Annotated in this window: 19 protein-coding genes; 10 read left to right on the forward strand and 9 right to left on the reverse strand. The window is 72.4% G+C overall.

The window, feature by feature from the left end; translation table 11 throughout:
• Positions 1-2: 2 nt before the first annotated feature.
• Positions 3-707, reverse strand: a complete 705-nt coding sequence (locus tag QF030_RS07795; protein ID WP_307161923.1) for a phosphatase PAP2 family protein — start codon at positions 705-707, stop codon at positions 3-5.
• 474 nt (positions 708-1,181) lie between these two features.
• Complete coding sequence (locus tag QF030_RS07800; RefSeq protein WP_307161924.1) at positions 1,182-2,489, reverse strand: MFS transporter; 1,308 nt, start codon at positions 2,487-2,489, stop codon at positions 1,182-1,184.
• 475 nt (positions 2,490-2,964) lie between these two features.
• Between QF030_RS07800 and QF030_RS07805 the strand changes: the two genes are divergently transcribed.
• From QF030_RS07805 to QF030_RS07825, 5 genes are all read left to right on the forward strand, one after another.
• Positions 2,965-3,942 carry an NAD-dependent epimerase/dehydratase family protein gene (locus QF030_RS07805; RefSeq protein WP_307161925.1) on the forward strand — a complete coding sequence of 326 codons (978 nt, stop codon included), beginning with the start codon at positions 2,965-2,967 and terminating at the stop codon, positions 3,940-3,942.
• Between the two features lie 134 nt (positions 3,943-4,076).
• Complete coding sequence (locus tag QF030_RS07810; RefSeq protein WP_307161926.1) at positions 4,077-5,384, forward strand: glycosyltransferase; 1,308 nt, start codon at positions 4,077-4,079, stop codon at positions 5,382-5,384.
• Entirely contained in the window at positions 5,381-5,974 is a 594-nt protein-coding gene (locus tag QF030_RS07815; RefSeq protein WP_307161927.1) for a D-sedoheptulose-7-phosphate isomerase, read from the forward strand. The genes QF030_RS07810 and QF030_RS07815 overlap by 4 nt, the downstream gene beginning before the upstream one ends.
• Before the next feature lie 317 nt (positions 5,975-6,291).
• Positions 6,292-7,326 carry an MDR family NADP-dependent oxidoreductase gene (locus QF030_RS07820; protein WP_307161928.1) on the forward strand — a complete coding sequence of 345 codons (1,035 nt, stop codon included), beginning with the start codon at positions 6,292-6,294 and terminating at the stop codon, positions 7,324-7,326.
• A gap of 52 nt (positions 7,327-7,378) precedes the next feature.
• Positions 7,379-7,783, forward strand: coding sequence for a MerR family transcriptional regulator (locus tag QF030_RS07825; protein WP_307161929.1), 405 nt, complete (start codon positions 7,379-7,381; stop codon positions 7,781-7,783).
• A gap of 215 nt (positions 7,784-7,998) precedes the next feature.
• Here the strand turns inward: QF030_RS07825 and QF030_RS07830 are convergent, their stop codons facing one another.
• Positions 7,999-8,475, reverse strand: a complete 477-nt coding sequence (locus QF030_RS07830; protein ID WP_307167503.1) for an RrF2 family transcriptional regulator — start codon at positions 8,473-8,475, stop codon at positions 7,999-8,001.
• Positions 8,476-8,687: 212 nt separating this feature from the next.
• Here QF030_RS07830 and QF030_RS07835 point away from each other — a divergent pair, with 212 nt between their 5' ends.
• Positions 8,688-9,419: an SDR family oxidoreductase gene (locus QF030_RS07835; RefSeq protein ID WP_307161930.1), complete on the forward strand. Its 732-nt coding sequence runs from the start codon at positions 8,688-8,690 to the stop codon at positions 9,417-9,419.
• A 174-nt stretch (positions 9,420-9,593) separates the two neighbouring features.
• Here the strand turns inward: QF030_RS07835 and QF030_RS07840 are convergent, their stop codons facing one another.
• Positions 9,594-12,083 carry a SpoIIE family protein phosphatase gene (locus QF030_RS07840; RefSeq protein WP_307161931.1) on the reverse strand — a complete coding sequence of 830 codons (2,490 nt, stop codon included), beginning with the start codon at positions 12,081-12,083 and terminating at the stop codon, positions 9,594-9,596.
• A 135-nt stretch (positions 12,084-12,218) separates the two neighbouring features.
• Between QF030_RS07840 and QF030_RS07845 the strand changes: the two genes are divergently transcribed.
• Positions 12,219-14,285, forward strand: coding sequence for a SpoIIE family protein phosphatase (locus tag QF030_RS07845; RefSeq protein ID WP_307161932.1), 2,067 nt, complete (start codon positions 12,219-12,221; stop codon positions 14,283-14,285).
• Here the strand turns inward: QF030_RS07845 and QF030_RS07850 are convergent.
• A complete protein-coding gene (locus tag QF030_RS07850; RefSeq protein ID WP_307161933.1) occupies positions 14,266-14,886 on the reverse strand; it encodes a TetR/AcrR family transcriptional regulator in 621 nt (206 codons plus the stop codon). The genes QF030_RS07845 and QF030_RS07850 overlap by 20 nt on opposite strands.
• 22 nt (positions 14,887-14,908) lie before the next feature.
• The gene (locus QF030_RS07855; protein ID WP_307161934.1) at positions 14,909-16,963 is read right to left on the reverse strand and encodes a galactose-binding domain-containing protein; all 2,055 of its coding nucleotides are present in this window, start codon (positions 16,961-16,963) and stop codon (positions 14,909-14,911) included.
• Positions 16,964-17,284: 321 nt separating this feature from the next.
• Here QF030_RS07855 and QF030_RS07860 point away from each other — a divergent pair, with 321 nt between their 5' ends.
• Both QF030_RS07860 and QF030_RS07865 read left to right on the forward strand, forming a co-directional pair.
• The gene (locus tag QF030_RS07860) at positions 17,285-19,291 is read left to right on the forward strand and encodes a flavin monoamine oxidase family protein (RefSeq protein ID WP_307161935.1); all 2,007 of its coding nucleotides are present in this window, start codon (positions 17,285-17,287) and stop codon (positions 19,289-19,291) included.
• A gap of 71 nt (positions 19,292-19,362) precedes the next feature.
• Entirely contained in the window at positions 19,363-20,304 is a 942-nt protein-coding gene (locus tag QF030_RS07865; protein WP_307161936.1) for a DUF1731 domain-containing protein, read from the forward strand.
• Positions 20,305-20,359: 55 nt separating this feature from the next.
• Here QF030_RS07865 and QF030_RS07870 read toward each other — a convergent pair whose 3' ends face one another.
• Positions 20,360-21,073 carry an alpha/beta fold hydrolase gene (locus tag QF030_RS07870; RefSeq protein WP_307161937.1) on the reverse strand — a complete coding sequence of 238 codons (714 nt, stop codon included), beginning with the start codon at positions 21,071-21,073 and terminating at the stop codon, positions 20,360-20,362.
• A gap of 20 nt (positions 21,074-21,093) precedes the next feature.
• Positions 21,094-22,062 (reverse strand): alpha/beta hydrolase, encoded by a 969-nt coding sequence (locus QF030_RS07875; RefSeq protein WP_307161938.1) that lies wholly within the window; start codon positions 22,060-22,062, stop codon positions 21,094-21,096.
• Positions 22,063-22,233: 171 nt separating this feature from the next.
• Here QF030_RS07875 and QF030_RS07880 point away from each other — a divergent pair, with 171 nt between their 5' ends.
• A complete protein-coding gene (locus QF030_RS07880; protein ID WP_307161939.1) occupies positions 22,234-22,644 on the forward strand; it encodes a DUF6924 domain-containing protein in 411 nt (136 codons plus the stop codon).
• A gap of 106 nt (positions 22,645-22,750) precedes the next feature.
• Here the strand turns inward: QF030_RS07880 and QF030_RS07885 are convergent, their stop codons facing one another.
• Entirely contained in the window at positions 22,751-23,302 is a 552-nt protein-coding gene (locus QF030_RS07885; protein WP_307167504.1) for a GNAT family N-acetyltransferase, read from the reverse strand.
• Between the last annotated feature and the right edge of the window lie 7 nt (positions 23,303-23,309).

The following is a 23,309-nucleotide window of genomic DNA, read 5'->3' on the forward strand; positions in this document are numbered from 1 at the left end:
CGTCAGCGCGGTTCCCGCCGACCGGCGTCGGACGGCCGATCGGCCGTCCGGCCGGCCGTTCGATCGGCCGTTCGATCGGCCAGCCCGTCGACCAGCCACGCGGTCGCCGGTATCACCGCCAGCGCGGTGCACCAGCCGCCGAGGACGTCGGTCGGGTAGTGCGCGCCCAGGGCGACCTGCGCCCAGCCCATGGCGGCGCCGGCGGCCAGCGCCGCGACGAGGACGAGTGACGTGCCGGCCGTCCTGCCGAGGTCGAGCCGGCCGGTCACGAGCAGCGCCACCACGAGGGCGAGCGCGCTGAGGAAGGCGGTGTGCCCGCTCGGGTAGGACAGGTTGCCGTCGTAAATCGTGCGTCCCACCAGGGTCTTGAGCAGCGTCGTCGTCCCCACGGTGGCGCCGGCGCCGGCGACGACGAGCACCGCCGCGCGAGGACGCCGAAGCAGCAGGCAGCCGGTCACGGCGGCCACGACCAGCGCCGCCGCTCCCACGGGTTCCCCCAGGAAGTCCGTGGCCAGGGCGACGTGCCGCCACGGCGGCCGCACTCCGTACACCGCCGCGAAGATCCGCGCGTCCACCGTGCCGGGCGTGCTCGCGTCGGCATACAGGACCCCGAGCACGACGACCACCAGCGCGGCGAGGGCCGCCATCAGCCCGAGCCGCACGCGCAGCGCGGGGGGCAGCACCGGGGGCGCCGACCGGCCGGTCACCCGCTCACCGCATCCCGTCGACCGTCTTCTCCCGGGCAGCGGACGGGCCGGGAACCCCGCCCATGGCCGCGACGCGGAAAAGCCCGCACACCGTCGCGGAATGTCCGGCAGATGCGATGCACCTTCCCCCTCCCTTCGGGGCCGACGGGAGCGTCGACCACCGGTACCGCGATGCCACGCCCCCGGAGCTGTCCGCCGCGGCCCGCCGACCCGGGCGGGACCGTCACCCTCGGGCCGTCCCCTCGCTGCCGACTCCGGCCGAGGGAGCGAGATCAGCCTCCGCTCGCCAGCCTAACCAACCACGCGGTCGCGGCGGTCCGCCGCCGGAAAGTGCGTACGGGCACTCCGCACATCCCGGTTCCCGGATCGCCTTCCGTGCCGGAGCCACGGGTGTCCCGCACACGGTCGTGAGGCGTCAGGGACGACGACGCCACCGCTGGTCCGGGCCGCCCGCCGACCGGTGAGGTCCGCCGGTCAGGCAGCCGTGCCCAGCGCCTCGCGATCGGGGACCTCGCCCGGTTCGGCGGGCAGGATCACCGGCGTCACGACGGTACGGCGTCGGGCGGCGACGAGACCCGCGCCGATCACGGCGGCGACCAGCAGTCCGCCGGCCACCAGTGCGCCGCGGGCGCCGGCCAGCTCCATCAGCAGACCCAGCGCGGGCGGTCCGGTGAGGCCCCACACCGTGCCGATGCCGTTCCACACGCCGAGGACCCGTCCGCGCAGGTGAGCGGGTGGGTCGGTCTGGAGGACCGCCGTCCCCGCGGTGTCCGACATCGACTCGGCCACCGCCATGGGCAGCACGAGCACGAGCAGAACGGTGATCGACGGCGACAGTCCCACGGCCACCTGGAGCAGCGCGCCCAGGGCGGCCAGGACGCCCACCATCCGCACGGACGGCCGGTGCAGCCGGGCCCCGAGCACGGCCCCGAGGATGCCGCCGACGGCCAGGACCGTGGAGACGGTGCCGAAGGACCCCGCCCCGGCCGCCAGCGGGCCGGTGACGAGCACGGCGAGGGTGAGGCCGTAGTTGCGGCCGAGGACGGCGCTGATACCGGTGATCCCCGCGAGTGCGACCAGGCGGGGCCGGCGGGCGAAGAAGACCAGCCCCTCCCGCACGGTCAGATCGCCGCTGTCCGCCGCCGCGGGCTCGCGCCCGGCCGCTGCGCGCACCGGGCGCAGGAACGGGACGACCGAGGCCACGAACAGGAACGACAGGCCGTTGGCCGCGTAAGCGGCGGCCGTGCCGACGAAGGCCACGGTCACCCCGGCGAGCGCGGTGCCCGCGAGCCGGCCGGCACTGTGCACCAGCGCGCCCACCCCGATCGCCGAGGGGACGTCCCGTTCGGGGACGAGGTCGTTGCCGAGCAGGGCGCAGGCGGGCGCGTCGACGGTGGCGATCGTGCCGGTCACGGCGGCCAGCGCCAGCAGCGATGTCATGTCGAGCCGGTCCAGGGCCACCAGTACGGCCGTCGCGAAGGCCACGGCGCCCAGCAGGAGCTGGCTGACGGCGGCCGTGACCTTGCGCGGCCAGCGGTCCACGACGGCCCCGCCCACGAGGCTCATGAGGAGGGCGGGAGCGGCCTGGACGGACATGGACAGGCCGGTGGCGGCGGCGGAGCCGGTGATCTGGAGCACGAGCAGGTTCTGCACGGTCAGCTGCATCCAGGTGCCGGTGTTGGACACGAGGTTCGCGACGGACCACCAGCGCATGCTGCGGTGGTTCAGGGACCGCCACGGCGAGCGCGACGCTCCCTTGACGGAGGGGGGTGAGGAAGACACAGAGCAGTACCCGAGTGCGAAGGAGTGACGGGGAGCGGCGGTGGAACCGGGGGACGGCCGGCTGCGCTGCGCGGCTGCTCCATCTTGTCGGTCACGGCTGAAACCATCGTGGCAGACGGTACTGCCGGGACGGCCCCCGCCGACCGGCCCGACCGCGCCCGTCGGGAGGCAAATCACCGGGGCGGCACGGCATTTGCGGCCGTCAGTGCGGTTGCTCACACGGGGGCGGACGCGGGGAGGGACAGCGGCCCGGTCGCGCATCGGTGGATATATGGACAAACTACTCATCAAGGTCTGAAAGGTACTGGTCTGGGTACCCGTGCCGACGCCGACGGGCACCAGGGCCGTGAAGGCGGTCCGCCCGGTCGGTCGGGACCGTGCGTCCCGCACTCCTTCCGCCCCTCACCCTCCGGCCCCACCGCCTCTCCCATCCGTCTCCCCGCCGCCTGGCCGTGCGTGCTTCTCGAGGAGTCCCATGCCTGCTGCGAAATCCTCCGTTCCGTGGCGCCGTGCCGTGGTGACCGGCGGCGCCGGCTTCATCGGAAGCCACCTGTGCGAGCGCCTGCTGGATTCGGGAGTCGAAGTCGACTGTGTGGACAACCTCCTCTCCGGATCGCGCGGGAACACGGCCCATCTCGAAGGCCGCCCCGGCTTCCGGTTCGTGGAGTGCGACGTGTCGGCGCCCGACTGCGCCGAGACCCTGACCGGCCCCTATGACCTCGTGCTGCACTTCGCGTGCTGCGCGTCTCCGGCCGACTACCTGCGGTTCCCCCTGGAGACCCTGGACGCCGGGAGCCTCGGCACCCGTGCCCTGCTGGGCGTGGCCGAACGGGACGGGGCACGGTTCCTGCTGGCCTCGACGTCCGAGGTGTACGGCGATCCCCTGGTCCATCCGCAGCGCGAGGACTACTGGGGCAACGTCAATCCGGTGGGTCCCCGCAGCGTGTACGACGAGTCCAAACGCTTCTCGGAAGCCCTGGTCACCGCTCATGTACGGACCCTGGGCACGGACGCGGGCATCGTGCGTCTGTTCAACACCTACGGGCCGCGCATGCGGACCCACGACGGCCGGGCAGTCCCCACCTTCGTCTGCCAGGCGCTGGCCGGTGAGCCGCTGACGGTCGCCGGGGACGGCCTGCAGACGAGGTCCCTGTGCTACGTGGACGACACGGTCGACGGGGTGCTGTCTATGGCCGCCAGCCGTTCTGCGGGCCCCGTGAACATCGGCGGCACCGACGAGGTCACGGTGGGCGACATCGCCCGCCGGGTCGTGGAACTCACGGGGTCGGCGTCCCCTGTCGAGTTCGTCGACCGTCCCGTGGACGACCCCCAGCGGCGCCGCCCCGACACCACTCTGGCCCGCGAACTCCTCGGCTGGGAGCCGAAAGTGCCCTGGGAGGAGGGCATCAAGCAGACCATCGCCTACTTCGCCGCGAGCCGGCCGGGCCTTTGAGCGTCCTCCCGGGATGCCCGTGGTGGCGCCGGTCACGACGAGGTGCGGGAGGCCGCCGGGGCCGCGGCACAGGTCCGCTACGCAGAACGCCGTTCCCGGGACGACCGGGAACGTCTGATCAAGGAGGTCACCCGATGACCCGCAGCCATCCGACGGCCGGCCGTGTCGCCATGGTCTCCGAGCACGCCAGCCCGCTGGCCGAGCTCGGCGGCCCCGACGCAGGCGGCCAGAACGTCTACGTGGCCCAGCTCGCCCGTCAGTTGGCCCGCCGCGGTCATGAGGTCGTCGTGTACACCCGGCGCGACGACCCCGGCCTTCCCGAGCGGGTGGTGACGGACGACGGCGTACGGGTGGTCCATGTGCCGGCCGGGCCACCGGCCCCGATCCCCAAGGACGAGCTGCTGCCGTACATGGAGGAGTTCGGCGCGTGGCTGGCCAGGACGTGGGCGGTGGAAGCGCCGGACGTGGTGCACGCGCATTTCTGGATGTCCGGGATGGCCGCGGTGGCGGGCGCGCGCGCCGCCGGAGTGCCGGTGGTGCAGACCTACCACGCGCTGGGCACCGTGAAGCGGCGCTACCAGGGCGCCGCCGACAGCAGTCCCGCCGAGCGCGTAGCGATCGAGACGGCCGTCGGACGGGAGTGCGCGGGCATCATCGCCACCTGCGCGGACGAGGTGTCCGAACTGGTGGCCATGGGGCTGCCGCGCGACCGCGTCCACGTCGTCCCCTGCGGAGTGGACCCCGAGCAGTTCAAGCCGGTCGCGGGAGCCCGCAGGGCGCTCGGCATGCCCCGGCGCCTGCTCACGGTCGGCCGCCTCGTCCCCCGCAAGGGCTTCGACCGGGCGATCCGCGGCCTCGCCGACGTCCCCGACGCCGAACTCCTGATCGCCGGCGGACCCGAAGCCGCCCTGCTCGGCGCCGAACCGGAGGCCGAACGCCTCTGGGCCCTCGCCGAGGAGTACGGCGTCGCCGACCGGGTGACGCTGCTGGGCGGGGTGAGTCCGGCGCGGATGCCCCGGCTGATGTCCGGTGCGGACCTCGTGTTGTCCGTGCCCCGCTACGAGCCGTTCGGGATCGTCCCCGTCGAGGCGATGGCCTGCTGTGCCCCCGTCCTGGCCACCGCCGTCGGCGGACAGCTCGACACGGTCGTGGACGACGTCACCGGCGTCCTCGTACCGCCGGACGAGGAACACGGCGAGGACCACGACCTGGGCGCGACGGTCCGCGGGCTGCTCGCCGACCCGGCCCGGCTCGGCCGGTACGGCGCCGCCGGACGGCGCCGCGTCCTCGCGCGCTACACCTGGGACCGGGTCGCCGACGGGGTGACCGGCGTCTACGGCGCCGTCTCCGGCGTCCCCGCCTTCTCCGGGGGCGTCCGAACGGGATCCTCGCGACCGGGTGCCACCCAGGCGGGGGCCGTGCGATCGGAGGTCGGCCGATGAAGCTCGCCACCGACACCACCCACTGCGACGACCTCATGAAGGCCCTGGAGAGGTTTCGCACCTCCGCGTGCCCGCTGACCGGACGCTGGGGAACCTTCCTGGCCGGCCGGCTGGGCTCCGGCAGCAGGCTCCTCGTCGCGGGCAACGGCGGCAGCGCCGCGCAGGCCCAGCACCTGAGCGCCGAACTGGTCGGCCGCTACCGCGAGGACCGCCCGCCGTTCTCCGCGCTCGCCCTGCACACCGACACCTCGTCCACCACCGCCATCGCCAACGACTACGGCGTGCAGGAGATCTTCGCCCGCCAGGTCGCCGCGCACGGCAGGGCCGGCGATGTGCTGATGCTGCTCTCGACCAGCGGCGCCAGCGCCAATCTGCTCGTCGCGGCGCAGGAGGCCCGGCGGGCGCGGATGACCGTCTGGGCGTTGACCGGCCCGGCGCCCAACCCCCTGGCGGGCGCCGCCGACGAGGCGCTGTGCGTGGAGGCCGCGAGCTCCGCCACCGTTCAGGAGCTGCACCTGGTCGCCGTCCACATGCTCTGCGAGTCCTTCGACCGCGCCGTCGCGTGCCGCCCGTCGAGCGCCTTGTCCTGATCACGGGCGGGGTGGCGCTGCCTGCGGGCGGGCCGATCGGCACGGTGACCGTGGCGGACCCGGCCGTGTGACGCGCCCGACGCATGCCGACCGCCCTCTCGGTTGCGCGCACCCGCAGGCCCCACCGGACGTCGACGTCCGGTGGGGCCTGCGGCATGCCGGCCCGCGCACGCGGGCGCTCTCCACCAGGCCGCCGGTCACGGGGACTTGCCTTTGACGCGTACGTCAGGGGTTAGCGTCTGCGCGCCGTCAGCCGGGCCGGTCCAGCCCGTCCGGCACCGTCCGCGCGCTCACCTCCGTACCGTTCAGGAGCCGACATGGCCGCTGCCCCGCCCGCCACGACCCGCGAGATCCTGCTGGCCGCCCAGCCCGGCGGGCTGCCCGGGCCCGAGCACTTCGCGATCACCCGGAAGCCGGTGCCCGCCCCCGGTCCGGGGCAGGTGATCGTCCGCAACCGCTACTTCCTCGTCTTCCCCGGCCTGCGCACGCTGATCGGCGGCCGGGCCGACGGCGTACCGCTGCCCCGGATCCACGTCGGTGACACGCTGTTCGGTCCCGCGATCGGCGAGGTCGTCGCGGCCGGGCCCGGCGGTCCGCTGCGCCCGGGGGACACGGTCACGCATCTGCTGGGGTGGCGCGAGCACGCGCTGGTGGCGGCGGCCGACTGCGCCTTGCCGGGCGAGGCGCTGCCCGACCCGGTGGCCCATCTGTCGTCCGGGTCGGCCGCCTACGGAGCACTGACCCGGCTCGCCCGAGTCCGCCCCGGCGACACCGTGTTCGTCACCGGCGCGGCCGGAGCCGTGGGAACGCTGGCGGGCCCGGTCGCACGGCTGCTGGGCGCGGGGCGGGTGGTCGGGAGCACCCGCTCGCCGGAGAAGGCCGAGCGGCTGCGCGCCGAACTGGGCTACGACGCCGTCGTGGTGCCGGGATCCCGGTCGATCGACGGGCAACTGGCCTCGGCGGCGCCGGACGGCATCGACGTGCTGCTGGACAACGTCGGCGGCGACCAGCTGACCGCCGCCGTGCGCGCCGCGCGCCGGGGTGCCCGCTTCGCGCTGGTCGGCGCGCTGTCGGGACAGTTGGCGCCGCGCCGGGACGGAGGCAGCGCGCCCGCGGAGATCGACACCTTCCGGCTCGTCAACCAAGGTGTCTCGCTGCACGGTTACCGCGGCGCGGATCATCCCGAGGTGACCGAGGAATGGAACAGGCGCTTCGGGGACTGGCTGCGCTCCGGCGAACTGACCTTCCCGCAGGTGCGGATCGCGGGCATGGACGAGGCGCCGCGGGCGTTGCAGGAACTGTTCGGGGGGCGGCACTTCGGGACCGTCGTCGTGGAGTTGCCGCCGACGTGAGGCGTCGTCGCGCACGGTCGCGGCGACCGGAACCGAGGGCGCGAGGTCGGACATGCGGATCGGAGACGCGGCGGCGGCCGCGGGGACCACCCCACGGGCACTGCGGTACTACGAGGAACGGGGCCTGCTGCCACCGCCGCGGCGCACCGCCGCCGGGCAACGTGAGTACGGGCCGGACGAGGTGGCGAGAGTCCGCGTCATCCGTGAGCTGCTGGCGCTCGGGCTCACCGTCGAGGACCTGCGCGCTTTCGCCGACCGGATCGGCCTGCTGGTGGAGGATCCCCGACGGCGATGCGGGGCCCCCGGCTCCGGCGGGCCCGGCGCCGGAGTGGTCGACCGCAGGATCGCGGCCCTCGACGCCGAGATCGACCGCCTGAGCCGGCTGCGCGCCGGCCTGGCCCTGCTCACGCGCGAACGCCCCCGATCGGGCGGGGGCCGGGCAGAGCCCGCGCGGTAGCCGGCAGTCGGTCACCGTCCGGTTCATCTGCCCGCTCGTGGTCCTCGCACCGACCTCGGCGGTCGGCAGCCTGGCCGGAGCGCCGGGCGTACTCGCCCTCGCGGGATCCGTCGGGACGGTCGGACGGGGCCTGGCCGCCCGTCGGCCCCGTCCCCGCACCGCGAGGTGACGTTGCGCGCGTGCGCCCGACGAGCCGTCGCGGGCCCTCTCGCCTCTCAGGTGTCGTCCGGGCTCAGCCAGGCGCCGATACCGGCGAGGGCGCCGCTGCCGTAGTCCGACTCGACGTCGCCTGCCAGGTCCGCGATGGTGACGGCCCCCAGGGACGCCCGCCACGCCGACTCGGCGGAGGCCATGGCACGGGAGATCGCACACGGCGCGGTGCAGGCCTCGGGCGGACTCGCCATCGGGCCGCGCTGACGGATCTCCGTACAGACGAACGCCGGGCCGGGCCCGTCGATCGCCTCGACGACCTGCAGCACGGTGATCGACCCGGGCGATCTGGTCAGGACGTAGCCGCCCGACTTCCCCTGCACCGACCGCACCAGCCCGGCGCGCGACAGGGCCTGGAGCTGCTTGGCGAGATAGGTGGGCGGGACGTCGTGCAGCTGCGCGAGCCGTGCCGCAGGCACCGGCTCGTCGACCGAGGTCAGCACGACGCAGCAGTGCAGGGCCCACTCCACGCCCCCGGACATCTTCACCCCCTCACCCTACCTGCGCGCCGTTGACACGGACACGTGATGTCCGAGTATCATCCCGGATAGAAAGTGTCCGAGTTTACGTGCGATGCGGTGGCGTCATCGCTACGGCGGTCGCAGCGGCAGTGGCCGCACGACCCGCATCCGGCGCATGCGTCGCACGACGGGCAGCCGAGTGAAGGACAGTCCCATCGAGGGAAGGGCAGACCATGAAGTTCGCAGTCATCGGCGGCACCGGGTTGATCGGGTCGCAGGTCGTACAGAACCTCAACAAGGCCGGGCATCAGGCCGTCCCGCACTCACCGTCCACGGGCGTGGACATCATCACCGGCCAGGGCCTCGAGCATGCCCTCGCGGATGCGGACGTCGTCGTCAACCTGTCCAACTCCCCCACCTTCGACGAGGCCTCGCTCGCCTTCTTCCGGACCTCGATGGACAACCTCCTCGCCGCGAGCGAGAAGGCCGGGGTCGGGCACTTCGTCATCCTCTCGATCGTCGGCGTGGACCAGGTTCCCGAGCTGGACTACTACCGGGCGAAGGTCCTCCAGGAGGACATCCTCAAGGCCGGGGCCGTCCCCTACTCGATCGTCCGTGCCACGCAGTTCATGGAGTTCGTGGACGCGGTCCTGTCCTGGACCGCCGACGGCGACACCGTCCGGCTGCCCACCACGCCCCTCCAGCCGATCGCCGCCGCGGACGTGGCCCGCTTCGTCGCCGAGACCGCCGCGGGCGCGCCCCTGAACGGCGTGCTCGACATCGCCGGCCCCGATCTCTACCCGCTCGACGAACTCGGCCGGATCACCCTCGCCGCCCGGGGCGACGCGCGGACGGTCGTCACCGACGACAGCGCCGGCATGTTCGCCGCCGTCGCCGGTGACGTCCTCACCGCCCCGGACGACGCCCGCATCGCCCCCACCCGCTACACCGACTGGCTCTCCTGACCGGCAAGCCATCAGCCCTTGGCCACAAGGCCTTCGGGCGACGTCGAGCTCCAGGACGTTCCCCGGGGCCCGGGTCAGGAGCCCTGATCCCGGAGCCGGCGGGGCCGCCCACGCCTTCGACGGGACTCATACGGCCGACGGCGGTGGCGCGATCCGCACAGGGCGCGGAACGGCTCAGGGGAGCTCCTGCTCCGCCCAGATGATCTTGCCGTCGGCCGTGTACCTGGCACCCCACCGGTGGGCGAGCTGCGCCACCAGGAAGAGGCCGCGGCCCCCCTCGTCCGTGATGCGGGCATGCCGCAACCGCGGTGCCGTGCTGCTGGCGTCGGAGACCTCGCACGTCAGGCGGGAGTCGAGGAGCATCCGCAGCCGGATCGGGGGCGCTGCGTAGCGCACGGCGTTGGTGACCAGCTCGCTCACGATGAGCTCGGACGTCATGGCCAGATCGCCCAGCCCCCAGGCCTCCACCTGCCGGGTGGCCCGGGCCCGGACGTCGGCGACGGCGGCCGGGTCCACCGGTACCTCCCAGGACACGACACGGTCGGCGCCTAGGGCGTGCGTGCGCGCCAGGAGCAGGGCGACGTCGTCGGGCCGGGGCACGGGAACGAGCTGTCGCACCGCCGAGGTGCACAGGGTCTCCAGGTCGCTGTCGGAGCGCGCCAGCACCTCGCCCAGCCGGGTCATGCCCTGCTCGATGTCCCGGTCGGCTCCCTCCACGAGGCCGTCGGTGAAGAGACCGATGAGGCTGTTCTCGGCCAGTTCGATCTCGGTGGCCTCGAACGCCATCCCGCCGAGCCCCAGCGGAGGCCCGGCCGGGGGCTCGGGGAACGAGACCCGCCCGTCGGGGGCGACGACGACGGGCGGCGGGTGTCCGGCCCTGGCCATGACGCACCGCCGGGTGACCGGGTCGTAGACGGCGTACAGGCAGGTCGCCCCCAGGAAGGCGGTGGCGCCCTGCTGGGCGGCGGTGTCGGCAGCGGTGTCGTCGGCTTGTTCCGCGCCGGTCCGTTCGGCGCTCAGCCGGAGCACGAGGTCGTCGAGGTGGGCCAGCAGCTCGTCGGGGGGCATCTCCATGTCGGCGAGGGTCTGCACCGCGGTGCGCAGCCGGCCCATGGTCGCCGCGGCGGCGATGCCGTGCCCCACCACGTCGCCGACGACGAGACCGACCCGGGCCCCGGACAGCGGGATCACGTCGAACCAGTCGCCGCCCACCCCGTCGGTGGGGTCCGCCGGCAGGTAGGTGGAGGCCAGCTCCAGCGCCGTTCCGCCTGCCAGGGCGTGGGGCAGCAGGCTGCGCTGCAGGGTGACGGCCGCCGTGTGCTCCCGGGTGTACCGGCGGGCGTTGTCGACGCAGAGCGCCGCCCGCGCCACCAGCTCCCGGGCCACCAGGACGTCGTCGGAGCCGAACGGGACGGGGTTGAGGGACCGGACGAAGGTGGCGAGGCCCAGGACGGTGTCGCGCGCCCGCATCGGCACGGAGATGAGGGAGTGCAGGCCGAACTCGCGGATGCTCGCGCTCCGTTCGGGCTGTTCGGTGGTCCACAGGTCGTCCGAGGGATCGAGCACGGGCAGGAGGATCGGCTCGCCGTCGATGAGCAGGTTGGCGTCGTGCGGCGGCGGCAGGAAGTCCACCCGGTCCCCGATCCGTGCCACGGCCTCGGGACAGCCCTCGCGCACCGAGCACATCCCGGCCCGCCGCATCACCGGCCGCGCGGGCGCCGGCCCGGCGTCGGTCAGCCACGTGCCGTGCCCCTCGGTGCTGAGCACCGGCTCCAGGAGGTCGACGATGACGAAGTCGGCGAATCCGGAAACGGCGAAGTCGGCGAGCTCCTGCGCCGTGCGCATCACGTCCAGGGTCGTGCCGACGCGCGTCCCGGCCTCGTTGACCAGCGACAGCAGCCGACGGGCGTGCCAGCGCTCGGTGACGTCCTGGACCATGTAGCAGACGCCGGTGACGGAGCCGTCGTCACCCACCAGGGGGAAGAACGACGTGGAGTAGGCGTGCCGCCGGTGCGGGTCGGCCCAGCTCCATCCCAGGTATTCGTAGTCGGTGACCGGCACCCCGCTCTCCAGCACCTTTGCCATCAGTCCCTCGATGGTCACCGCCTGGAGTCCGGGCAGCAGGTCGCTCAGCCGGCGCCCCAGGCGCTGTTCGCGGGGCACACCGCCGAAGCGCTCCAGTGTGTCGTTCAGCCACACGTAGCGCAGCTCCAGATCCAGCACGGCCATGCCGACCGGGGAACGGGTCAGGAACCCGTCGAGGACGGACTTGCCCACCGCCCACTCCTCGCTCCTCCTGCGGCCCGAGAGCAGGAAGCACTCGTCGTCGCCGATCCGGAAGGAGGCGGAGACCCGCAGGTCGACGTCGACGGGGTGTCCGTCGCGGTGCCGCAGCGAGACGGTCCCGCTCCACCCCATCCCGTCCCGGCAGCGCGCCGCGACAGCGGCCACCCGTGCGGGGTCCCGGTCCATCGCCATCAGCTCCGCGGCCGAGCGGCCGACGACCTCCGACGCCGGGCGGCCGAGCAACGCCTGCGCGCCCCGCGTCCAGCCGACCACGAGACCGGCCGCGGACACGATCGCCGCCGCGTCGGTGGACGCGTCGAGGAGATCCCGCGGCCCCGCGGGCGTCGGGGCGTCGCATGCTTCTCGCGCAGAATCCATGGGTTCCGTCCTCTACACGACCATGGTCCTGCTTGTCCGCCCGATGCGCACGGCGCCGCCGGCCGCCGCCATGGCTCCCGGTTTCCCGACGGGCCGAACCAGGGGCAGCATGGAGGTACAGGAGGAGGCTCCGCGATGACAGCCGAACCCATCCGGTCTGGCGGCGACCCGTACCGCCCCGAGACGCCCGCGCCCACCGGTCTGCTGGACGTGCTGAGTGTGTCCGCGATGGTCATCGACATCGACGGACGCATCGTGTTCTGGACGCCCCAGGCGGAGGACCTGTTCGGTTACACCGCGCAGGAGGCCCTCGGCAAGTACGCGGCGCGGCTGCTGATCCACCCGCAGCACCTCCAGTCCGTGGTGAAGCTGTTCGCGGAGGTGCTGGAGACCGGCCGGAGCTGGGCCGGCGCCTTTCCCATCCGGCACAAGGACGGCAGCAACCGGCTGACGGAGTTCCGCAACATGCGGCTCCAGGACGATCTCGGGGACGTCTACGCCCTGGGCATCGCCGCCGACCACAATCTGCTCCAGCGCGTCGAGACCGATCTGGCGCTGTGCGAGCGGCTGATCAACCAGTCGCCGATCGGTCTGGCCCTGCTGAACCCGGACCTGTGCTATCTGCTGGTCAACCCGGCGCTCGAACGCATCGACGGCATCCCCGCCGAGGACCATGTCGGCCGGCGTCTGCGGGAGGCGATGCCCCTTCCCGACATCGACACCATCGAGTCCGCCCTGCGGCAGGTGCTCACCACCGGCACGCCGCTGCTCGACCAGTACCACGTGGGCCGTCCGCCGACCGACCCCGATCACGAGCACGCCTGGTCCCTCTCCTTCTATCGTCTGGAGGATCCCGGGGGGCGGGTGCTGGGCGCGGCCGCCTCGGTCGTCGACGTCACCGAACGGCACCGCGCCGCCGCGGAGGCCGACCGGGCCCGGCGGCGCCTCGCCCTGATCGCCGAGGCCTCCACCCGGGTCGGCACCACGCTGGAGGTGGACAGGACCGCTCACGAACTGGCCGAGATCGCCGTCCCCCAGCTCGCCGACGTGGTGGCCGTGGACATCCTCGACTCCGCCCTGGCCTGCCGCCGTTCGCGCCGGGCGGACAACGGCCCGGAGCTCTTCCGCGCCCTCGCGCTGAAGGCGGCCCACCCCACCGTGGCACTGCGCGCAGCCGACCCGCCGGGCGACGTCACGGCCTATGAGGGCGACCGCCTGGTCACCCTGTGCGTGCACACCGGCCGGCCGGTCCTGGTGCGGCACGTCGGCGAGCACGACATCCCCCGCATCGCCCGGGATGCCGAGGCCGCTGCGCTGCTGGGCCGGGCCGGGGTCCACTCGTATCTCGCCGTTCCGCTGATCGCCCACGGCGAGGTGCTCGGCGCCCTCGACCTCAAGCGCACCCGCAACCCGCTGCCGTTCGACGACGACGACGTCATCCTGGCCAGTGAGCTGGCCGGCCGGGCCGCCGTGGCCATCGACAACGCGCGCTGGTTCCAGAGTGTGCGCAACACCGCCCTCACCCTCCAGCGCAGTCTGCTGCCCGATCACGCGCCCCATCACACCGGTCTCGAGCTCGCCTCTCGCTATCAGCCGGCCCAGGCGACCAGCGAGGTCGGCGGCGACTGGTACGACGTCATCCCGTTGGAAGACGACAAGACCGCGCTGGTCGTCGGGGACGTCATGGGCAACGGCATCGACGCCGCCGCCACCATGGGCCGGCTGCGCACCGCCACCTGCGCCTACGCGGACCTCGACCTCGAGCCCGGCGACGTGCTGCGGCACCTGGACAAGATCACCTGCGATCTGGAGCACTACATCGTGACCTGCCTGTACGCGGTGTACGACCCCCGGACCAGGCAGTGCCGCATCGCCAACGCGGGCCATATGCCGCCCGCGCTGGCCGGTCCCGGCCACGATCCAAGGCTGCTGCAGCTGCCGCCCGGAGCGCCGCTCGGCGTCGGCGGCGTCGCCTTCGAGACCACCACGGTCGACCTCACCCCCGGTGATCTGCTGGTCCTGTACACGGACGGCCTCGTGGAGACCCGCCTCCACTCCATCGACGACCGCCTGTCCGTCCTCCTCAGCTTCCTGGACGATCCTGGCCGTCCCCTCGAGGAGATCTGCGACCTGCTGCTCTACGGCCTGCGCCACCCCGACGACCACGACGACGTCGCCCTGCTCATCGCCCGGACCTCGTAGCGGGCGCGTCGGCCATGACCAGACCGGCGATATGGGCGGTGACCGTGTCGAGGATGTCGGTCCAGGCGGCCGCGTCGCCGAGCACGAGATAGTTGAGCGTCAGACCGTCGGTCATGGCGGCCAGATAACGGGCCAGGACGGGGACGGGGACGCGCAACCGGAGGTCCATGCCGCTGCGGAGCTGCTCGATGAGTTCCGTGTAGGCGTCGCCGTACATCTCGTACTGCCGCCGGGCCAGATGCCCGAACCCGGGCTCGCGCAGGGCGTACTGGGTGAGTTCGTAGGTGAGCATGTGCTCGTCGGGGTGGGCACGGACGTGGTCCCAGTACGCCTGGAAGCCCGCCCGGACGGTCTCCTCCAGGGTGGCTCTGGGCCGTAGCGCGTCCTTCACGACGCTCACCGAGTGGTCGGTGAGCGTCGTGATGACGGACTCGACGAGGGCCTGCTTGGAGTCGAAGCAGTAGTGGAAGACGCTCAGCGACACCCCGGCCTCGGCGGCGATGGACCGGGTGGTCGTCTTGGGGACGCCGTCCCGGGCCATCGCTCTGATCGCCGCCTCCGTCAGCTGCCGGCGCCGCTGCGCCGACGGCATCCGTGCCATGTGCTCCCCCCGTGGCTGCCTGCTAGGCGCTGTGGACGCCCACTTCGTACAGCGAGTATCCCCAATCCGTGCCCCGGTCCAGGCCGTGCACCCGGACGTAACGGGCGGGGGTGCCGGTGAACCTGGCCGTGTCCAGGCCGCCGTCGCCGGAGGTGGTGGACCAGGCGGTCGTCCAGGTGGCGCCGTCGGTGGAGAGTTCGACGCGGTAGGACTTCCCGTACGCGCGCTCCCAGTCGAGGGTGACGCGGGAGACCAGGTGGGTGGAGCCCAGGTCGACCTGCCAGTACTGGTCGTCGCTCCAGTCGCTGGCCCAGCGGGTGGCGTCGTCGCCGTCCACGGCCCGGCCGGGCTGGTAGCTGGTGAACGGGTTGGACTCGGACGAACCGGCCGTGGCGGTACGTCCCCGGGCGAGGTTCACCGAGGCCTGGTGCCGCTCGGTCGAGCCCCAGGTGCCGAGGTAGGACTCTGCGCCCCGGAAGAGGTCGTCCACCACGTCCTGGCCGGCGACGAGCCGGATGTCCTCGATCCAGTCCGGGATCAGGCCCGCCTCGGCGCCGCCGTCGGTGTTGAAGTCGAAGGTGCGCGTCCCGACGGTCTGCCTGTCGATGACGGAACCGCCGTCGACGCTCTTGAAGGGGTACGTGACCTTGTGCGCGGCGTCGGCTCCCCGCGGGGCCGGATGGTCGCCGACGCCGTTGAAGTCGGTGCCGAACCCGTAGCCGACGCCGTACTTGTCACGCAGCGCGTCGGTGCGCGCGGCCTCGGCGCCGAATGCCTGGGAGCCGTGCATGTACTGGGCGACGAAGCCGCCGAGGGAGTAGACCCGCTCGGTCCAGTTCAGGTCCATCCAGCTGTGCGAGGACAGCACGCCGGGGTAGTCCGCCGCCTCGAAGATGTCGAGGGCCTGTCCGGTTGCCTTGACGCTCATGTGGTCGATCTCGAGCATCATCTTGCGCTTCATCATGCCGCGCACGGCGTACTCGCCCAGGGCGGTGAGCCCGCGGGTGTTGCACTGGGCGTCCGCGTCGTAGGAGGGGACGTCCGTGCCCGCCGGCAGGTCCGCCTCGGCCGCGGAGGCGGCGGTGCCGATCGGGTTGTCGTGCTGCGGCCCGGTGCACTTCTCGGTCTGCCAGAAGGTGCCGGTGGACAGGAACTGGCCGACGTTGATGGCCGTGCCGAGGCCGCCCTCGTCGAAGCGGACGCCGCAGAGCGCGTTGTCGAACTTGTGGCAGAGGAACATGCTGCGCACACCCAGCGCGTACAGCTCGTCCAGCCCCTTGTCGACGTCGGCCTGGCTGCACTGCGCGATGTCGAGGATCTGCTTGCAGCCGAACGGCTCGGAGGTCTCGACGCCCAGGACGACCGCCAGCTTGCCCTGCTTGATCACCTCACGCGCCTGCGCGCTGTCCAGGACGATCCGGAACCAGCCCTTGCCGGTGCCGCCGTACATCTTGTCGATGTACGCCTGGAGGTCGTACGTCAGCTTCGCCTGGAGGCGGATCGACGTCATCTCGTCACAACTGCGGTTCTTGAACGGATAGACGGAGCAGATCATGCCGTTGGTGACGAGGTCGTTGACGAGCACCCGCTGGCCGCCGCGCCAGGCCCGCTCCACCCAGGCGTAGTAGTTCGCCTGATGGGTCATCGAGTCGTAGGCCGGCCAGTCCTGGAACGTCGGCCAGCCGACCGGGTCGTGCTTGCCGTCCCCGCCGTGAGTGATGTAGTCGAAGAGCGCGAGCGTGCCGTCGGGGTAGTGCTCGGGACAGTCCTTGAGCGCGTCGGCGACTCCGGCCTCGGAGAACACCTTGCCGCAGATGAGTCGGCCGCCGAAGGCCTCGTTCGAGAACAGATGATTGTGCGCGTCGACGAACCCGCGTACGTCGCCCGCCGAGTCGGTGCCGGTGAAGGGCTCGCCGGTGACGTCGACCTGGGAGTCGGGGGCCGGCCTGGCCGTCGGTGTCCACCAGTCGGCGCCGGCCGCCGAGCTCGGGGTGGGGCCGAGGACCGTGGCGAGCACGAGGAGGAGCAGGGAGACGACGGTGACCTCCCGGCGTCTGCGGTACGGGCGTCCGGTCATGGTCACAGCCCACGTCCCTCGGTCGGCGGGAAAGCGCGGTGGAAGTGGGCTTTTCGACTGCCCATCAGATTGTCATGACCCGCGCAAGATAGTGGGACGAGGATCGCGACAGACCCCCTACCGAGTCAAGGGTCCGGGACACTTGACCTGATGGGCGAGCGTCCGACACGGCCCCGAGCGCGGCGCAAACCTCCCTCATCCGACTTTCCGTTGCGCCGGAAGCACCCGCGGGAGCACTCCCCCGCGGGTGCGCTTACACGATCAGGTGGTGATCCACGGGAGCACGCCTCCCCGCCTCCGCTCAGCGCCTATCCAGGGCATATGGACAATCCTCCCACTTCTGTACACACCGATCGGCTCACCCGCCGACGGTTCGCCGCGGCCACCGCGACGGCCGCCGCCGCGCTCACGGCCGCCGCGCCGGCCGCGGCCCTCCCCCGGGAAGCCGCCTGCCCGCCCAGGTCGACGGCCGACTGGGCCACTTGCCTCACCGTGGCGCGAGCGCTGCTGGTGGTGGACGAGCACGACCGGCCGCTGGTGCCGGGGTACGAGAAGGCCCTCGTCGGCGGGCTGCCCCGCACCGGGGCCGGGACCGGGACCGGGACCGGGAAGAAGGTCCTCGTGATCGGCGCCGGACCCGCCGGGCTGGTGGCCGCCTGGCTGCTGAAGCGGGCCGGACACCGCGTCACGCTCGTGGAGGCCAACGGCAACCGGGTCGGCGGCCGCATCAAGACCTTCCGTACCGGCGGGCACGAGCACGCGCCGCAGGCGTTCGCCGACGCCAGGCAGTACGCGGAGGCGGGCGCCATGCGCATCCCCGGCAGCCATCCGCTGGTGATGAGTCTGATCCGTCAACTGGGCGTCGAGAAACGCCGGTTCCACCTCGTGGACGTCGACGCGGACGGCAAACCCGTCAACAACGCCTGGCTGCACGTCAACGGCGTCCGGGTGCGCCGCTCCGCGTACGCGGCGTCGCCGCGCAGGGTCAACCGGTCCTTCGGGGTCCCCAGAAAGTACTGGGACACCCCGTCGGCGACCATCCTGCGGGAGGCGCTGGACCCGGTGCGCGACGAGTTCAGCACCCGGGGCGCCGACGGCAAGCGGGTGGACAAGCCGCTGCCGGAACGGGTGCGGGGCTGGGCTCGGGTGGTGCAGCGGTTCGGCGACTGGTCGATGTACCGGTTCCTGACCGAGGAGGCGGGTCTCGACGAGCGGACCGTGGACCTGGTCGGCACGCTGGAGAACCTCACCTCCCGGCTGCCGCTGTCCTTCATCCACAGCTTCATCAGCGCCTCGCTCATCAGCCCGGACACCGAGTTCTGGGAGCTGGTCGGCGGCACGGCGACGCTCCCCGACGCCCTGCTGAAGGAGGTCGCGGACGTCATCCGGCTCGACCGGCGCGCCACACACATCGAGTACTGGGCGCCGGACCGGCACGGCAACGACGACACCGCGCACGTGCGGGCCGACGGACCGCACGTGTGGATCGACACCGTCTCCGAGGGGCGCGACGGCAAGGTGGTGCGGGAGCAGTTCACCGCCGACCTCGCGATCGTCACGGTGCCGTTCTCGGGGCTGCGTCAGGTGCAGATCAGCCCGCTGATGTCGTACAAGAAGCGGCGTTCCGTCGCGGAACTGCACTACGACAGCGCGACGAAGGTGCTGCTGGAGTTCAGCCGCCGCTGGTGGGAGTTCGACGAGGCGGACTGGAAGCGGGAACTCGACGCCGTACGGCCGGGGCTGTACGAGGAGTACCGGACGGGCAGGGCGCCGGCCGACGGGAGTCTGCTCGGCGTTCACCCGTCCGTTCCCCCGGGGCACATCACCGCGGGACAGCGCGTGCACTACGCCGCCCACCGGTGGGCGACCCGCGACCAGCCCGAGGCGGCGCACATCGTCGGCGGGGGTTCGGTCTCCGACAACTCCAACCGGTTCATGATCAACCCGTCCCATCCGGTCGACGGCAGCGCGGGCGGCGTCGTCCTCGCCTCCTACAGCTGGGCCGACGACGCCTCCCGCTGGGACTCCCTCGACGACGACGCGCGCTACCCGCACGCCCTGCGCGGACTCCAGCAGGTCTACGGCCGGCGCGTCGAGGTCTTCTACACGGGCGCGGGCCGCACCCAGAGCTGGCTGCGCGATCCGTACGCCTACGGGGAGGCGTCCGTGCTGCTCCCCGGTCAGCACACGGAGCTGCTGAGCGCCATCCGCGCCGCCGAGGGGCCGCTGCTCTTCGCGGGCGACCACACCTCGGTCAAGCCGTCGTGGATCGAGGGCGCGCTGGAGTCGGGGGTCAGGGCCGCGCTGGAGGCGCACGCGGCACGCTGACACCACACCACATTTTGAACGCGTTCAAATAGCGGGTAGGGTCCCCTTCTGACACGGAGGGGGCCTTACTCATGAAGATCGTGCTACCGGGCGGGACCGGGCAGGTGGGGACTGTGCTGCGCCGCGCGCTGACCGCCGCCGGACATGAGGTCACGGTGCTGAGCAGACAGCCCACGGGTCACGACGAGATCCTGTGGGACGGCCGTACGCTCGGCCCCTGGGCCGAGGCGATCGACGGCAGTGACGTCGTGGTCAACCTGGCAGGCCGCAGCGTCAGCTGCCGCTACACGCCGGACAACCTGCGGGCGATGATGGACTCACGGGTGGACTCGGCCCGGGTCGTCGGCCAGGCGATCGCCGCCGCCGCGCGGCCCCCACGGATCTGGCTCCAGATGAGCACCGCCACCGTCTACGCCCACCGGTTCGACGCCCCCAACGACGAGGCCACCGGCGTGATCGGCGGAGCCGAGCCCGGCGTCCCGGACTACTGGGGCCACAGCGTGGACATCGCGACCGCCTGGGAGCGGGAGCAGGAGAACGCCGACACCCCGCACACCCGCAAGGTGGCCCTGCGGGCCGCGATGGTGATGAGCCCGGACCGGGGCGGGGTCTTCGACGTCCTGTCGCGGCTCGCCCGGCTCGGCCTCGGCGGTCCGGTCGCGGGCGGCCGCCAGTACGTGTCCTGGATCCACGACCACGACTTCGTCCGCGCGGTCGAGTTCCTCGTCGCACGGGAGGACCTCGCCGGGCCGGTCAACCTGGCCGCCCCGGGCCCCCTCCCCCACCGCGCGTTCATGCGCGCGCTGCGCGGGGCGTGGCGGGTCCCGGCCGGCCTGCCCGCGACGAAGTGGATGGCGGAAATCGGCGCCTTCGCCCTGCGCTCGGACACCGAACTGCTCCTGAAGAGCCGGCGCGTGGTCCCCGGCCGGCTGCTCGACGCCGGCTTCGCCTTCGACCATCCCGAGTGGCCGGGGGCCGCCGCCGACCTCGTACGACGGGTGCGGGGCCGCTGACGGGCCGCGCGGACGTGCACAGGGGTCACGTCCGCGCGGCTGTCGTCGGTGGGCGTCAGCTCGTCGCGCGGACCGCCTCGAGGATCAGGTCCGCGACCGCCTTGGGCTGGGACACCGCGACGGCGTGCGAGGCGCCGTCGATCTCGACGACCGTCGCCCCGGCCCGCTGGGCGCCGAAGCGCTCGACCTCGGGGTTGATGGCCTCGTCCGCACCGGCGATCAGCGCCCAGGACGGCTTGGTCTGCCAGGCGGCCGCGGCGGCGGTCTCCTCGAACGCGGCGGCGGCCAGCGGGCGCTGGGACGCGGCCAGGATCCTGGTGACGTCCGCGGGCAGGTCGGCGGCGAACACCGACGGGAAGGCGTCCTCGGCGATGGTGACCTCGACGGCCGGGTCACCGCCCGGCACCGGATACGTCCACTGCTTGAGGTTGCTGACCAGCGTGGAGAGCGGGAAGCGGCCCTGGAGCTCGCCGAGGCTCTCGCCCTCCGCCAGCGCGTAGGCAGCGACGTAGACGAGGCCGACCACGTTCTGCGTGGTGCCGGCCACCGTGATGAGGGCGCCGCCGTAGGAGTGCCCGACGAGGATGACGGGGCCGTCGATCTGAGCGGCGAAGGAGGCGACGTACGCCGCGTCGGAGGCGAGGCCGCGCAGCGGGTTCGGCGGGGCGATCACGGGGACGCCGTGGCCCTGGAGCTCGGCGATGACGCCGGACCAGCTGGCCGCGTCCGCGAACGCTCCGTGGACCAGGACGACAGTGGGAGTGGTCATGGGAAGGGGTCTCCTGGAGATCAGACGTGCAGGGCGTCGCGCAGGGTGCCGACGGCGAGCGTGATGGCGGCCTCGGCGGCGTAGGTCGGGCGCAGCGCGTTCAGCATCACGAAGTCGTGGATGATGCCCTGGAAGCGCACCGCGGTGACCGGGACACCGGCCTCGCGCAGCTTGTTCGCGTACGCCTCGCCCTCGTCGCGCAGCACGTCGGCCTCGCCGGTGATGACCAGCGCCGGGGGCAGGTCCTTGAGCTGCTCGGTGGTGGCGCGCAGCGGGGACGCGGTGATCTGGGCGCGCTCGGCCTCGTCGGTCGTGTACTGGTCCCAGAACCACTGCATGCCGTCGCGGCGCAGGAAGTAGCCCTCCGCGAACTGGTGGTACGAGCCGGTGTCGAAGCTCGCGTCGGTGACGGGGTAGAAGAGCACCTGCTGGACCAGCGGGACGCCGCCGCGTTCCTTGGCCATCAGGGTGAGCGCGGCGGTCATGTTCCCGCCGACGGAGTCACCGGCGACGGCGATGCGCGTGGCGTCGAGCCCCTTGGACGCGCCCTCCTCGACGATCCACCGGGCGACCGCGAAGTTCTGCTCGATGGCGACCGGGTAGCGAGCCTCGGGCGAGAGGTCGTACTCGGGGAAGACGACCGCGGCCTCGGCGCCGACGGCGAGTTCGCGCACCAGCCGGTCGTGGGTGTGCGCGTTGCCGAACACCCAGCCCGCGCCGTGGATGTAGAGGATCACCGGGAGGGTGCCCTCGGCGCCGGCCGGCTTGACCAACCGCGCACGGACGCTGCCCGTGGGACCGCCGGAGACGGTGATCCACTCCTCGTCGACCGCGGGCTTGTGTATCTCACCGGACTGGACCTCGTCGACGGCCTTGCGCCCTTCGGCCGGCGGCAGGTCGAAGAGGTACGGCGGGTTGGCGGTCGCCTCGGCGAACGCCGCGGCCTCGGGTTCGAGCACCGGCGTGACCGGCTCGACGACGTCGGACATGGCATCTCCTGCTGTATTCGATGTGCGGTGTCTTGCTCCGCCACGCTAAATCCGCCGAGCGGACTGCATTTGTCCACCCGTGCACCGACGCTGTGCTCACAGTGCACCGAGGCCGCCGGCCGAGACCAGAAGACCAGGATGGCTTCACAGGGTTGACGGTATCGTCCGCGCATGAAGCAGCTCCCCAACGCCTTGGAAGCACTCGTCGTGCGCACTGACTTCTCAGCAGACGGTGCCTGGGACGCTCTGCGGGCCGCGCTGTACTCGCCCGGCAGGGACGGTTTCCTGGCCGACGTCACACTTGTCGATGACCGGGGGTACGAGGGCTTGACACCCGACCGGGCCCTCGGCCTGATCCCTACGGAATATCAGCATCCGCTTCTCGTGCTGGCGGACTCGGTCACTCTTGCCTCGGCTGAACTGCCTCTTCTCATGGTGGACCTGCGGGGTGAGCGTGGGCGGAGTGTCCGCGTTGTGGCGACCGAATTGTGGAGCATCGAGAACAACCTCTCGGGGGCGAACATGGACTTCGAGGAGTTCGTCTGCGCCGTCGACGGCGACGGCGTCTACCGAGGCTTTTGAGTCGCGGGCCACCGGGCGGTGTCGGGCTGTGGATGCGAGGGGGCGTCCGCCCCAGCGGATGGCCTCCTCGATGCGGATACGGGCACCTTCTCTGCGTCCTGCGGGTTCAGGAGCCGGAGAAGAACTCTCGCTCGAGGATCGCGTGGACGACGGAGTCCCTCCACTGCCCCGCCTTCAGCACATGCTCGCGAATCGTGCCCTCCTCGACCATCCCAACGGCCCTCATGGTGTTGGCGGAGGCCTCATTGACAGGAGACCGGGCACCCCAAATGCGGTGCAACCGCAGGTCGTTGAAGCCAACGCTCAGCAGCAGCCGCACCGTCTCCACACCGTAGCCCCGCCCCCACACATCCGGGCGCAGCGCGAAACCCAGGGTGGCTCCGCGCTGCTGGTGAGGATCAAGGGCCAAGCGGCCGGACCCGATCAGCTCAGCCGTTTCCGACTCGACGACGCCCAGCGCATACTCCGTGCGAGGCGTCGCCGTGGCCGCTGAGACGGACCAGGTCACGACCTGTTCGACCTGCTGGCGGTTTCGCGGCTCAAACGAGAGGTGCTCGGTGGCTTCCGGGCTGCCGTAGATGGCGAGCAACGCCTCCACGTCCGGGATGGCGAGTTCCCGCAAGCCCAGACGCGCTCCTGAACTTGTAACCGGATGCATGCCCACG

It is taken from the genome of Streptomyces rishiriensis (genome assembly GCF_030815485.1).
Classification (GTDB): domain Bacteria; phylum Actinomycetota; class Actinomycetes; order Streptomycetales; family Streptomycetaceae; genus Streptomyces; species Streptomyces rishiriensis_A.

Bases quoted from the DNA above. Each gene is read 5' to 3' on its own strand.
- QF030_RS07870 (WP_307161937.1), bottom strand. From the start codon at position 21,073: ATGACCACTCCCACTGTCGTCCTGGTCCACGGAGCGTTCGCGGACGCG.
- QF030_RS07845 (WP_307161932.1), top strand. From the start codon at position 12,219: ATGACAGCCGAACCCATCCGGTCTGGCGGCGACCCGTACCGCCCCGAG.
- QF030_RS07880 (WP_307161939.1), top strand. From the start codon at position 22,234: ATGAAGCAGCTCCCCAACGCCTTGGAAGCACTCGTCGTGCGCACTGAC.
- QF030_RS07865 (WP_307161936.1), top strand. From the start codon at position 19,363: ATGAAGATCGTGCTACCGGGCGGGACCGGGCAGGTGGGGACTGTGCTG.
- QF030_RS07875 (WP_307161938.1), bottom strand. From the start codon at position 22,062: ATGTCCGACGTCGTCGAGCCGGTCACGCCGGTGCTCGAACCCGAGGCC.
- QF030_RS07835 (WP_307161930.1), top strand. From the start codon at position 8,688: ATGAAGTTCGCAGTCATCGGCGGCACCGGGTTGATCGGGTCGCAGGTC.
- QF030_RS07840 (WP_307161931.1), bottom strand. From the start codon at position 12,083: ATGGATTCTGCGCGAGAAGCATGCGACGCCCCGACGCCCGCGGGGCCG.
- QF030_RS07805 (WP_307161925.1), top strand. From the start codon at position 2,965: ATGCCTGCTGCGAAATCCTCCGTTCCGTGGCGCCGTGCCGTGGTGACC.
- QF030_RS07830 (WP_307167503.1), bottom strand. From the start codon at position 8,475: ATGTCCGGGGGCGTGGAGTGGGCCCTGCACTGCTGCGTCGTGCTGACC.
- QF030_RS07820 (WP_307161928.1), top strand. From the start codon at position 6,292: ATGGCCGCTGCCCCGCCCGCCACGACCCGCGAGATCCTGCTGGCCGCC.
- QF030_RS07885 (WP_307167504.1), bottom strand. From the start codon at position 23,302: ATGCATCCGGTTACAAGTTCAGGAGCGCGTCTGGGCTTGCGGGAACTC.
- QF030_RS07815 (WP_307161927.1), top strand. From the start codon at position 5,381: ATGAAGCTCGCCACCGACACCACCCACTGCGACGACCTCATGAAGGCC.
- QF030_RS07860 (WP_307161935.1), top strand. From the start codon at position 17,285: ATGGACAATCCTCCCACTTCTGTACACACCGATCGGCTCACCCGCCGA.
- QF030_RS07855 (WP_307161934.1), bottom strand. From the start codon at position 16,963: ATGACCGGACGCCCGTACCGCAGACGCCGGGAGGTCACCGTCGTCTCC.
- QF030_RS07810 (WP_307161926.1), top strand. From the start codon at position 4,077: ATGACCCGCAGCCATCCGACGGCCGGCCGTGTCGCCATGGTCTCCGAG.
- QF030_RS07825 (WP_307161929.1), top strand. From the start codon at position 7,379: ATGCGGATCGGAGACGCGGCGGCGGCCGCGGGGACCACCCCACGGGCA.
- QF030_RS07850 (WP_307161933.1), bottom strand. From the start codon at position 14,886: ATGGCACGGATGCCGTCGGCGCAGCGGCGCCGGCAGCTGACGGAGGCG.